Annotated in this window: 11 protein-coding genes and 1 other annotated feature; of the genes, 6 read left to right on the top strand and 5 right to left on the bottom strand. The window is 48.7% G+C overall.

All coding sequences use genetic code 11. The features are described from left to right. Positions 1 to 176 precede the first annotated feature (176 nt). The 6 genes from HW560_RS01875 to HW560_RS01855 all read left to right on the top strand — a co-directional run bounded on the left by HW560_RS01875 (position 177) and on the right by HW560_RS01855 (position 6,023). Entirely contained in the window at positions 177 to 1,460 is a 1,284-nt protein-coding gene (locus tag HW560_RS01875; RefSeq protein WP_090904312.1) for an ABC transporter substrate-binding protein, read from the top strand. Positions 1,461 to 1,600: 140 nt separating this feature from the next. After that, the gene (locus HW560_RS01870; RefSeq protein ID WP_179261768.1) at positions 1,601 to 2,503 is read left to right on the top strand and encodes a carbohydrate ABC transporter permease; all 903 of its coding nucleotides are present in this window, start codon (positions 1,601 to 1,603) and stop codon (positions 2,501 to 2,503) included. A gap of 2 nt (positions 2,504 to 2,505) precedes the next feature. Then, entirely contained in the window at positions 2,506 to 3,345 is an 840-nt protein-coding gene (locus tag HW560_RS01865; protein ID WP_024633028.1) for a carbohydrate ABC transporter permease, read from the top strand. A gap of 174 nt (positions 3,346 to 3,519) precedes the next feature. Beyond that, entirely contained in the window at positions 3,520 to 4,644 is a 1,125-nt protein-coding gene (locus HW560_RS01860) for a rhamnogalacturonan acetylesterase (RefSeq protein WP_373564990.1), read from the top strand. 588 nt (positions 4,645 to 5,232) lie between these two features. Further along, the gene (locus HW560_RS33635; protein ID WP_257031605.1) at positions 5,233 to 5,358 is read left to right on the top strand and encodes a hypothetical protein; all 126 of its coding nucleotides are present in this window, start codon (positions 5,233 to 5,235) and stop codon (positions 5,356 to 5,358) included. Between the two features lie 254 nt (positions 5,359 to 5,612). Further along, positions 5,613 to 6,023, top strand: a complete 411-nt coding sequence (locus HW560_RS01855) for a sensory rhodopsin transducer (RefSeq protein ID WP_090904313.1) — start codon at positions 5,613 to 5,615, stop codon at positions 6,021 to 6,023. A gap of 72 nt (positions 6,024 to 6,095) precedes the next feature. Here the strand turns inward: HW560_RS01855 and HW560_RS01850 are convergent, their stop codons facing one another. From HW560_RS01850 to HW560_RS01830, 5 genes are all read right to left on the bottom strand, one after another. Continuing rightward, a complete protein-coding gene (locus HW560_RS01850; RefSeq protein ID WP_179261766.1) occupies positions 6,096 to 7,253 on the bottom strand; it encodes a Ger(x)C family spore germination protein in 1,158 nt (385 codons plus the stop codon). Further along, on the bottom strand, positions 7,250 to 8,719 hold the full coding sequence (locus HW560_RS01845) for a spore germination protein (RefSeq protein WP_179261764.1): 1,470 nt from the start codon (positions 8,717 to 8,719) through the stop codon (positions 7,250 to 7,252). Before HW560_RS01845 ends, HW560_RS01850 begins: the two co-directional genes overlap by 4 nt. Continuing rightward, on the bottom strand, positions 8,700 to 9,806 hold the full coding sequence (locus HW560_RS01840) for a GerAB/ArcD/ProY family transporter (RefSeq protein ID WP_179261762.1): 1,107 nt from the start codon (positions 9,804 to 9,806) through the stop codon (positions 8,700 to 8,702). The genes HW560_RS01845 and HW560_RS01840 overlap by 20 nt, the downstream gene beginning before the upstream one ends. Before the next feature lie 69 nt (positions 9,807 to 9,875). Continuing rightward, the gene (gene trpS / locus HW560_RS01835) at positions 9,876 to 10,868 is read right to left on the bottom strand and encodes a tryptophan--tRNA ligase (protein WP_090904317.1); all 993 of its coding nucleotides are present in this window, start codon (positions 10,866 to 10,868) and stop codon (positions 9,876 to 9,878) included. Between the two features lie 343 nt (positions 10,869 to 11,211). After that, positions 11,212 to 11,514, bottom strand: a binding site (T-box leader). 27 nt (positions 11,515 to 11,541) lie between these two features. Continuing rightward, entirely contained in the window at positions 11,542 to 12,477 is a 936-nt protein-coding gene (locus tag HW560_RS01830) for a DMT family transporter (protein ID WP_179261760.1), read from the bottom strand. Positions 12,478 to 12,569 lie beyond the last annotated feature (92 nt).

Raw genomic sequence — 12,569 nt, 5'->3', positions numbered from 1 at the left:
GCGCTGATAGAGGTGCAGTTGTCCTCCTCTGTTTTTTGAACCAACAAGACGGTTTTGTGTATTCAACTATGGTCCGACATTTGAGAAAATGACAATATAAAGTTCGTGAAAGCGTTATCAGAAAATAAAAGGTAACTCGTTCACACAACCATTTCAACATAAAAGGGGAGATTGGCATGGTGAAAAAGGCAATATTCCTGATGATGGCGGCATTGCTGGTATTAACAACGGCATGCAGCAGCAGCGGAGGATCGGGCGAAACATCTGCGGATGGTTCGGTAACACTTCGTATCGCATGGTGGGGATCGGATGCACGTCACGAATATACACAGAAGGTCATTGACTTGTACAAAGAGAAAAACCCGAACGTCAAAATTGACGTGGAATATGCTTCGTTCGATGACTACTGGAAAAAACTCGCTCCACAAGCTGCAGCGAATCAACTGCCAGACATTGTTCAGATGGATATTTCCTACATCAGCCAATATGCACAGAATGGACAGCTCGAAGATCTGTCCCCGTACCTCGGAAACCAGATTAAAGTGGACGATGTATCCGAGAACGTAATCAGCACAGGCGTTATCAACAGCAAACAATATGGGGTACCTGCTGGTGTTAACGTACTGGGTTTCCAGTATGATCCTGCTCTGCTCAAAAAAGCGGGTGTGGATGCTATTCCCGAAAACATGACTTGGGAATCGTATGAAGAGCTTGGCAAACAAACGGCTGCCAAAGGACTCTTTTTGGATGGGGGCGTAGCGCCGGATATCTTTTTCCACTATTTCCTGCGTACCAAAGGATTGTCCCTCTACAATGCTGAAGGAACCGGTCTTGGCTATGATGACGACAAACTATTCGTTGAGTTCTTCGGACTCATGCGCCGGATGATCGAGCAGGGCGCAGCGCCTTCACCGGATGTGGCGAACCAGACAAAAGGTATTATCGAGGAATCCGATCTGGTCAAGGAAAAAGGAATTGGCGTATGGCAATGGTCCAACCAGTTTGTGGCCTTGCAGCAGGTAGCCAACCGTCCGTTAGCGTTTGCACCAATGCCTGGTCCTGACATGGAAAAAGGACTTTATATGCAGCCAAGTATGTACTGGGCTGTAACATCGAACTCAAAAGTGAAGGAAGAAGCGGCCAAATTCATCGATTTCTGGGTGAATGACGTGGAAGCGAACAAACTGATCAAAGGCGAGCGCGGTGTGCCGATCTCCGGCAAAATCAAGGAAGCAATCGCTCCTGAGTTGAGTGATGCAACGAAACAGGTATTTGATTTCGTAGCGTCCATGGAGCCTAAGGCTTCACCAATGAGTCCACCACCACCGGTAGGTTCCCCGGAAGTCATTGCTTCTCTGGCGGACGTTGTGGAGGAACTGAACTTTGGTAAGGTGACACCGGAACAAGCAGCAGCGACATTCCGCAAAAATGCCGAGGCGGTTCTTGCCAACAATAAATAACAGTTGAATGATCGCTTGCTCATCCCATTACCGGGATGGACGGGAATAGGGCTACTCGCATAACGCGAGGGCCTTTCCCCGTCAGTAACTCGCAGCAAGGCTGCGGGAAGCAAGCAGATCAATAAAGGAGGTTCGTTCCGTTGAGGCAATATTCATCGTTGCGCAGAAACCTGACCGGGTATGCTTTTATTAGTCCTTTCATCATCGGTTTTCTGGGCTTTACGCTGATTCCGATGTTTGTATCCTTATACATGTCGTTTACGAGTTATAACCTGTTCACCTCTCCACGGTGGATAGGGCTGGACAACTACACCAAAATGTTCTTTGATGATCCGAAGTACTGGAATTCGGTTAAAGTAACGTTCTTGTATGTGTTTATTGGTGTCCCTCTAAGGCTGGTCTTCGCGCTTTTCGTAGCCATGATTCTGAATACGGGATCTCGTATGGTCGGAACGTATCGTACCTTGTACTACCTGCCGTCCATTATCGGTGGTAGTGTGGCCGTATCGATAATGTGGCGTAACCTTTTCAGTAATGAGGGTGTCATCAACAGTGCATTAACGGCAATCGGAATCGGGCCTATCAGCTGGTTTGGTGACCCGAATGCGTCTCTGGTTATGCTGATCTCGTTATCTGTTTGGCAGTTTGGATCTTCCATGCTTATTTTCCTCGCTGGTCTGAAAAATATCTCTCCCGAGATGTACGAAGCAGCAGGTGTGGATGGAGCCAACCCGGTGCGTAAATTTTTTGGTATCACCTTACCGCTACTCAGTCCAATCATTCTGTTCAACCTGATTATGCAAACGATCGGTGCATTTATGACCTTTGTACCTGCATATATCATCTCTAAAGGCGAGGGCGGTCCAATGGACGGTACGATGCTTTACTCGCTTTATCTGTTCCGTCAGGCATTTATGTTTAACAACATGGGTTATGCTTCGGCCATGGCCTGGATCATGCTTATTATGATCGGTATACTCACAGTCGCGGTGTTCCTGACATCCAGGTTCTGGGTGTTTTATGAATCTGAAGGAGGGAAGTAACGATGGTTTGGAGAAATGTGAAATGGCCCATCTATCACCTGTTCGTTGCAGCTTTGGCCCTCCTGATGCTTTATCCCGTTCTATGGATGCTTTTCAGCTCATTCAAAGAAAGTCGTACCATTTTCGTAACTGCCGAGTCCTTGTTCCCTACGGAATGGATCTGGAGTAACTACGCGGATGGCTGGAAAGGCGCAGGCGGAAGACCGTTTATGGATTACATCACCAACTCGCTCGTTATTGTGGTCATCTCTACGATTGGTGCCGTGTTATCCTCATCGCTGATCGCCTTTGGATTTGCCAGACTCAATTTCAAAGGACGTAACTTTTGGTTCTCCCTGATGATGTTGACTCTGATGCTGCCGCATGACGTTGTACTCGTACCTCAATATATTATCTTCACGAAGCTTGGCTGGTTGAATACCATTCTGCCGATTGTTGTACCTACGTTCTTCGGGATGCCGTTTTTTATCTTCCTGATGGTTCAGTTCATTCGTACAATTCCGAAAGAGCTGGATGAGGCGGCTACCATTGATGGATGTAACAAGTTCAGACTGTATGTACAGATTATTATGCCGCTCATCAAGTCGTCACTCGCAACGGCTGCGATCTTCTCCTTCTACTGGAGATGGGAAGATTTGCTCGGACCAGTACTGTATCTGAACTCGCCGGATAAATATACGGTCTCCATGGCGCTGAAAATGTTCCTGGACAGTGAGTCTGCCTCCAACTGGGGAGCGATGTTCGCGATGTCCATTGTGAGTCTCGTACCGGTTGTAGCCGTGTTCTTTATTTTCCAGAAACAAATTGTACAGGGCATGAGCACCAGCGGACTGAAAGGATAAACGATAACCACTGGATTCAAACCTGGATTAGCATGTTGAATAAGGAGGTTGTTCCTATTGAATAAGGCCCAGGGTAGTCAGGCTGTTGTCTCTAAGGCAACGGCAGAGGGCGATAAAGAGGCCGTTACCCATTGGAAGTTCAATTTTGGACCGGACTCTGGCAGTGCAGGTGAGATTGAGGGTTATTTGAAAGTGTCTGCCAGCACTGCATATGAAGAACAGGGAGAATACGGTTTTGAATCCGGCTCCCTTGTGTATGAGAAACAACGGATAAGTGAAGACGAAGGATCGGTTTCCAGTAGGGCAAACAACGGCAAACAAGGGCAGGCCAATGTGTCTGCCCGATTACGTTCAGGCTTTTGCATTCCGCTTAAGGCATCTTTCATCGTTGATGTACCCGATGGAACCTATCAGGTCTTGTTAATTGCAGGGGATGAATTGGCGGAGACGATCACCCGTGTCAAAGCCGGAGAGGGCAGATTGATGCTGCCAACCATTCGTACACTTCCTGGGCAATGTGCAGAGGTTCGATTCTCGGTTGTGGTTCGTGGAGGTAAGCTCCGACTATCCTTCTCCGGTCCTGCGCCACGGATTAATGCATTGGAGATCACACTTGCCAATCAGACGATGACTGTGTTTCTCGCTGGTGATTCTACCGTGACGGATCAGCCGGAAAGTGGATATCCATACTGCGGCTGGGGCCAGCTGTTACCCGCACAGTTCAAACATGATGTTGCTGTAGATAATCATGCCCAGTCTGGGCGCAGCTCCCGGAGCTTTATCAATGAAGGCAGATTGGATGCCATTCTGGAGACGATTAAACCGGAAGATTTTCTGTTTATTCAATTTGGACACAACGATGAGAAGCCGGACCCTGACCGGGGAACGGAGCCTTTCACAACATATAAGGAATATTTGAAAAAGTATATCGATGCTGCCCGCGAAGCCAAGGCTTGTCCGGTGCTCGTGACGCCGGTGCACCGGCGCTACTTCGCTGATGAAGGCACATTAACCGACACGCATGGCGATTATATCATCGCCGTGCGTGAGCTGGCGGAGGAGGAAGGGGTGCCGCTGATCGATCTGGCTGAGCGAAGCCGCATTCTGTTCGAGCAAGCGGGTATTGAAGGCAGCAAGGAGGATTTTATGTGGGTGCTGCCGGGTGAGTACGTGACCTTTCCTGCAGGCATGGAGGATAACACGCATTTTCAGGAGCGCGGTGCCCGTCGCCTCGCCATGCAGGTGGCGGAAGCCATCCGCGAGCTGCGACTGCAGCCGCTGCAAATGTACTTGAGGTGAGGGGCGAAGGAGGGCGGAATCGGAGCAGAGGGAGCGAAGCGTCCGCCTTTGGAGCGGGGTTTCCCCTGCTGAGGGGGAAAGAAAAGGAAATCCCGAGCCAACAGCGGCCCACCGCCTGATCCGCCCATCGAAGCGTCTGCTCCTCGATCCGCCTTTTTATTCAGCGAGTCAATGAAGTAACGAGCATCCCCCAAAGTTGCCCAGCGAGCATAGCGAAGGCAATAAGCCTTTAAAAGCCAAGGCGAGCGTTGCAGCGGAGGAGGGCGGAATCGGAGCAGAGGGAGCGAAGCGTCCGCCTTTGGAGCGGGATTTCCCCTGCTGAGGGGGAAATGAGAAGAAATCCCGAGCCAACAGCGGCCCACCGCCCGATTCTCCCGCCGAAGCGTCTGCCTCGCGAGTTAGCCTTGCTTTTATTCAGCGAGTTAACGAAGTAACGAGCAAGGTTGCTTTTTAAGTTGCCCAGCGAGCATAGCGAAGGCAATAAGCCTTTAAAAAGCCAAGGCGAGCGTTGCAGCGGAGGAGGGCGGAATCGGAGCAGAGGGAGCGAAGCGTCCGCCTTTGGAGCGGGATTTCCCCTGCTGAGGGGGAATGAAAAAGAAATCCCGAACCAACAGCGGCCCACAGCCCGATCCGCCCGCCAGAGCGCCAGCCCCGCGAGTTAGCCTTGCTTTTATTCAGCGAGTTAACGAAGTAACGAGCAAGGTTGCTTTTTAAGTTGCCCAGCGAGCATAGCGAAGGCAATAAGCCTTTAAAAAGCTATGGCGAGCGTTGCAGCGAAGGAGGGCGGAATCGGAGCAGAGGGAGCGAAGCGTCCGCCTTTGGAGCGGGATTTCCCCTGCTGAGGGGGAATGAAAAAGAAATCCCGAACCAACAGCGGCCCACAGCCCGATCCGCCCGCCAGAGCGCCAGCCCCGCGAGACTCCCGTGCGTTTAACTAATTATTGCATTAGCAAAGGAGGAATTATGTTATGGCACAGGATCAGACGAACACTTCAGCACATAAAACATCTCCCAAAGTGACAGGTCACACCTACTGGGTGATCCCCGATGGTTATATTCCACCGGACAGCTCGGGCTCGCTGGAGAGTCACGAGAGCATCTGTGTATTAAATACAGGCACAGTGGATGCAGAGCTGCAAATAACGATCTACTTTGAAGACAGAGAACCGCTTGAAGATATCTTGGCCGAGGTACCTGCACGGAGAACAAAGCATATCCGGACAGCGTCGCTGAGATCGGGTGAGCAACTTATCCCTACGGGAGTACCCTATGCTATTACCGTCTCCAGCAATGTTCCTGTTATCGTCCAGTACAGTCGTCTGGATACAACGCAGCCTGAACTGGCACTCATGAGTGTTATGGCGTTTCCACTGGGATAACATGTGAATTATGAAATAAAAAGACGACCCGTAACCTTGCATGAACTGCAGGCTGCTGATCGTCTTTTTGCTTTACTCATCGTATTTATACGTACTGGCATTGAGGATTTTCACATGAACCTCGACCTTACCGAGTTTAAACCGCTCAAGTGGATTTGCCCGTTTATATACCTCTTGTCTCCACAGGGGGAGGTCATGGCGATAGAGATATTCCACAAAACCGTAGGAATCAATTTTGCGTGATTTGGTTTTCTCAAACGTATTGCGAATTTCGGACTCAATCTGTTTCTCCGCCTCTTTTTCCATAACTTGAGGAGAAAGGTGAGAGTTATGATCCTCGATGATGGCGCTTTTAACCGACGTAACCAGGTCGAATGTTACACCGTTTCCTTCTTTCCTCGCCTTAATCTTGGTCTTTGGGTTATTAAGCCTAAGTGTCAGTTCCGGCGTTTTGCTCCCGCTGCTGTATACGTACAACGGATATTGAAAGACGCGGTCATAATTCACGAAGCGTGTGCCATTAGCGTCTTTGCCCGTTACCCTGCCTTGATTTTTACCGTTTGTAATGACGTAAAACCCATCCATTTTAATGAGCGGAGGTGCTTTATCCCCGTTATACCAGGTCTCGTTCTGGTTGGTAACGGACGGCAAAAGAATAACGGAAGCAGGCTCCCGGAATCCGTCAAGGAGCTGATGAAGCCGGATGGGTTCATAACCGGAATGTTGCTTATACAGCTTCATCGGTTCAAACAGCTCGATGGTCTGGGCAGATTGGTTCAGCAGGGCAGAGGGAGCGAGTACATCTGTAATGTTACGCTCTGTACCGTAGAGCCATGGGGTATATCTCAGTTGGCCTGAATGCAACAGTGTATTGAAGACATCCTCCAGCCGTCCATTCAACACATTTTTGGATAAAACAATTGCTTTTACATGGGTCCACAGCGTTTGTTGCTGAGACGTTTGATACAGGTCATCAATAGCCATACTCAGCGTAGAACCCTTACCCCGCCCGATCCAGATATCACTTGCTTGCCTTGAAGTGGGTCCTTCCTGCTTGGCAATATTGGAGAAATCAATAAGTTGAGCATAAGCAACGTAATGGTTGTCTACATAATCTATCCCTACAGCCGTGATAAAGTTAATGCTCTGAACCTCTTTGGAATCCCAGCACCCGGTCAACAGGATAAAGCAGCTTATTAACAAGCTAACTTTAGCCATCCATCTTGTCACGAGCGTTTCCTCCGGCGAGTGGAATCCTGGGTATGGAGTACAGCTGGGCGCTTGGTCCGTTTCATGGATGGGGGCATGGATACGGCTCGGGTGAAGTCGCCGGGTATATAAGGAGAGACGGGTGACAGGTATGAGACACCATAACACTCCAAGGATACGAGGTGCACCAGCAGACCAAGCAGTCCAAGGATGAAACCGAATAACCCAAGGATGGAAGAAATGAGCAGCATCCCTATCCGGACTTGAGCCGTAGCCCCACTAAGCACGGTATTCACCAAAATATAGCTGGAGATCACCGAGATCGCCACCGTGACAATGATCGTGGGGGAAGTAATTCCTGCTCGAATAGCTGCATCTCCGATAATAAGCCCACCGACCACGCTGACGGTCTGTCCCAAGGCACGTGGGAGCCTTCGGCCTGCTTCATTAAATAGCTCGAACATAAATATCATTAGAAATGCTTCCAGCGTTACTGGCATAGGTAGACCCACCCGGGTACCTGAAATGGTTGCGAGCAGAGGCAGGGGGATCTGTTCCACATTGAAACTGGTCAGGCCGATATAAAAGGCAGGAAAGAAGCAGGCAATCAGTAATCCGGAAATGCGCAAAATTCGCTCAAAAGTAACAATGAAAAAAGGGGTGCTCTCGTCTTCTGGCGACTTTAGCTGATTAAACAGAGTGGTTGGAGCGATAATGGCTACCGGTGAGCCTTCAATTAGAACAGCAAATCGCCCATTTAAAAGGGAGTCCACAACATAATCGGGTCGCTCCGTATTATCCGTGAGCGGAAATATGCTGCGGATTCCCCCCATAATTGCACGTTCCATAATGGAGGTACCGAGAAGACCATCGATTTCAATTTGGTCGAGATTTTGGCGTGCTTCTTTCAGAATATCCGGGTTAATGATGTCTTTGACATACAATAGACCAATGGAGGTCTGGGTACGGCCACCTTTAACATATTTCTCATAACACATGGAAGAGGTTTTCATTCGTTTGCGAACGAGGCCGATATTCACGGACAGCTCTTCAGTGAACCCATCTCGAGGCCCTTTAATCGAGGACTCGATCGCCGATTCCTCAGGAGTTCTTCCTGGTATACTCGCGATATCCAGACTGCAGGACTGATCACCATTTCCGAAAATGAGCAGTAATTGTCCGCTAAAAATCAACAGATTTAAATTCTCTGTATCTTTGAGATCATCCACCGGATTCAAGGTTAATCCCAATTCTTTGGGATGTGCTTCTTCTATGAACAGAGAATGCTGTTCCAGACGTGGGATAATAAACTGGTTGATTTGTTTGCCATCCACCAAACCGTCGCAGTAGATCATAATCACCGACATATCGGTTTCATCTTTGGCAGGAAAGGTCTGAATAACAACATCTGCGCAGGGATTGAACTGCTCTTCGAAAGAGGCAAGCAGTGTTTCATGGGACGTGGTGTCAATCGTTTGGTGCTCCATGATGTTTCCTCCTCTGATGGCGTGAACTGATGTATGCAACGGCTGTTGCAACCACCGCTAGTCCGCTCAGATACATGAGATTGAACGGGAATATGTATTGGACAAGCAGCTTTTCGAATGTCATATCATCCAGAGGATACAGCATGGAAAGAATAAATAAGACGCCAAGAGTGGCACAACATATGATCCTTCTGGAGGCGCTCTTAATATTCCAAATTTCTACTACAATATACATGGCCAGACTAATCCGGGTAAAAGAACCGGCCAGCCACTGGTAGATGGAAAAGAAATCGGTCTGGGCAATATATTTGCCCAAGGAGGCAATTCGCCATTCTTCAAAGGCGGGATATCGCATTTTGGCAGCTTCAAAAGGATCGAATTCCACGATCGCCCCAATGAGCGGGCCAAGGGTCAGCCCAAGAATAATGAACGCGAGCATCAGGTATTGCCATACACGTATCCGCTTGGAGAGGTGGGGCTGCAAGTACCAGATGAACAGCAGCTCAAACATGCCTGAAAGGCTGTAGACTGTACCATGAAGCACAGGGTGCCAGCCATGTTCAAGCACAGGCAGCAGACGACTGTAATCTTTGTATTGTGAATTAACGATTGCGACATAGAAGCCAAGCAGCACAACCAGTGGCAGGATCAATCCTGCTGTAAATGCCAGAGAACGTATACCTTTATAGGCTGCATAGGCACAAAGAGTCATCAGGGCAATGCTTGTAACCAATACGGGTGTCTCCGTCAGGTAATTGGTTTTGGCCCAAGTGGTGGTATCATGCAGAGTGAAGTAGATTACGGACAGAAAAAAGAGGCTGTTTCCCACCCGAAACAGCATGCCAAGAGGCTTGCCAAGATGGGAAGTCAGCCATTCATGCAGGGTTTGGTGCTGGAGAAAACGAGAGACATACGCAAGCATCAGCGTGAATATAAGATAGGGCCCTGCAGACAACAGAACGGATATCCATGCATCTCTTTTGGCCGAAGACAAAAGAGCAGGGATGATCAGGACGTGGCTGATCAGGCCGACAGATAACATCATTAACATCATGGCTTGCAAAAAAGAAGGCTGTGTTGGTTTCATGCTGAGGGTACCTCTTTTCCCAATATACTGTTCTCAGCAGTGTTAACGTGAACAAGCCTTCTCATACCGTCAGTCGAAATAACGTATTCCCATCGCTTCACGAACCTCAAGCATTGTCTCACGTGCAGCCTGACGGGCCTGACGTGTGCCTTCCACGAGGATTTCTTTCACTTCATGCCCACGTTGTTCATAGTAATTTCGCCGTTCACGGAAAGGAGAGAGCAGTTCGTTAATTGCATTGCCCGCCATCTTCTTGCAGTCCTTGCATCCAATGGTGCCGTCACTGCAGCTCGCATGAATCTCAGCGGCTTCATCCTTTCGAAATAGCTGGTGATAGGCAAACACCGGACAAATATCCGGATGCCCCGGGTCAGAACGATGAATGCGGGCAGGATCGGTTTTCGCTCTGGACAGCTTGGCATACACATCATCAGGATGAGCATTCAACGAAATGGCGTTGCCCATGCTTTTGCTCATTTTGCCCACGCCATCCAGTCCGCCCAGCCGTTCTCCGGTCAGAATACGTGGTTCAGGCAGAACTGGCGCATATAATTCATTGAACCGCCGTACCAGTTTCCGCGCTGTTTCGATATGTGGGATCTGGTCTTCACCTGCCGGAACAAGGGTTGCTTTGCAGAACGCAATATCCGCAGCCTGACTGACGGGATAACCGAGAAATCCGTAATAGAGGTCTTTATAGCCACGGTCAAGCGCTTCGTTTTTAATCGTGGGATTATGCCGAAGACTGTTCACCGTGATAAACATGGAGAAAATGACAGTCAGCTCGGCAATTTCCGGAATCATCGACTGGATGAACAGAGTGGCTTTATTGGGATCGATACCTACGGCAAGATAATCAAGTGTCACTTGATGTACGCTGTCTGCAATCAGCCCCGGTTGATCATAGTGGGTCGTGAGCGCCTGTACATCAGCCAGTAAAATATACGTTTTGTACTCATCCTGCAATTGCACCCGACTGCGCAGGCTGCCCACGTAATGGCCGAGATGAAGCTGTCCGGTTGTCCGGTCTCCGGTTAAAATAATGTCTTTGTTCTTGTTCATGGTTCATTCTCCTTTGATGTTGTGATTTGTCGATCCTTAATTGCTGACGCCACCAGCCGTCTTCCACGACCATCACCTCCTTTCAGCCTGCATCTTTCTCAGTCGAACTAAAGATTATTTACACTTGTCACTTCGATGACAGAACAACCTTCCGATCGCTGTTATCCCCTGATTTTTTGATACACTTTTACAAAGGTGAAAATCTGGGGATAAAGGCGAACACTCCGCTTCTTCAGGTTATTTCTGTCCTCTCCGTTCTTGTGTAAATGTTGAGTTGTACTAATAAAGAAATTAAATCAAAAAAAGCCTCGTCCTTCATCCTGTTTCCCAGACGGGAACAGAACAGAAGGACGAAGCTTATACTTCGCGGTGCCACCTTAATTGGCCGCTGGTTGCGGCCCGCTTGAGGGATACGGATGAATATATGCGGAAATTCCGCATATGACTTATCGATATCCTGTCCATGGATAACGGCTGAACATGCCGCCTTGCCTACTGACGATCCGCGCTCCTGAGTTAGGTGGCAGAACGGGTTCAACTCGGAACTCCGAAGCCCATTTCCACATGACCGATACACCTGCTCACACCATCCGCAGGCTCTCTGAGGTATCTAATCACGTGTACTTCTCTTCATCATTGTTGATAACGTCGGTTTACAATTTTTCACATTGTATCACGCTTGATCTGGTTTGACCAGCCCACGTTTTCTTCCGCTCATATTGGTGCCAAGTACACCTGCGATGATCAGCAGCGCTCCAACAAAGTGGTATCCATGAACGGGTTCATGCAATATCCAGGCTCCGCCAGCAATCGAGATGAGTGTGGACAAATTACTGAATACACTCATTTTGGAAGCTTCCAGATGAGTCAGGGCATAACTCGCCAGCAGCGTGGAGAACATGGTGGAGAGGACGGCCAGATAGGCCAGTGCTCCCAGGTAAGATGCATCTCCGAGTGGCTTCACATAATCCATCATGGTTCCGCTCGATGCGTGACGAATCAGGGAAGCTGCGTTGAAGACGATAAATCCAACCATCAGGGTCACCCAGGTCAATTCCATCGGTTTATATTTCTGCGCCAAGGGTCTTGCCAATACACCATAACCTGCAAAACACACCGTGGAGAGCAGCAGTAAAGCAATACCCTTAAAATTGCCTGCTGACATCCCGTTCCCTTTCATCATAAAAATAAAGATTACACCCGCCACAGACAACAACAGGAACAGTTTTTGCGGTATGGATGTGCGTTCCTTTAGAAAGATAGAGGCCAACACAAGTGTGAATACGGGGGCCATCGCCTGGATAATCCCTGCTTCCGATGAGTTGGATGAGACTAACCCGAATGCCTGAAAGGCAAAGAACAAAACAGGAGAGAGCAGTCCTAACGGAATGATACGCCACAGATCTCGAAGGGTTAGCTTGATCTTGATCCATCCAAAAACGACAGGGATGCTGACTACGAGCAATGACAAAGCAAAACGATGGGCAAGTACATCAATGGGATGTGCGACACTCACCGTCATTTTGACAAATAAAAAGGATAAGCCAATAATGGCTGCGTATAAAACAGCTGCTACATATGCGTAAGTTCTAGTTTGGCTATTGTTCATAAGGTTTCCTCCAATGTGTGCGATCTGACCTTATTCAATATACTGCCAGACCAATAGTGGTACAATAGACAAAAACGATTACTGTACCGGTA

The organism is Paenibacillus sp. E222, assembly GCF_013401555.1.
Taxonomy (GTDB): Bacteria; Bacillota; Bacilli; order Paenibacillales; family Paenibacillaceae; genus Paenibacillus.
This window is presented reverse-complemented; position numbering and strand designations above follow the sequence as displayed.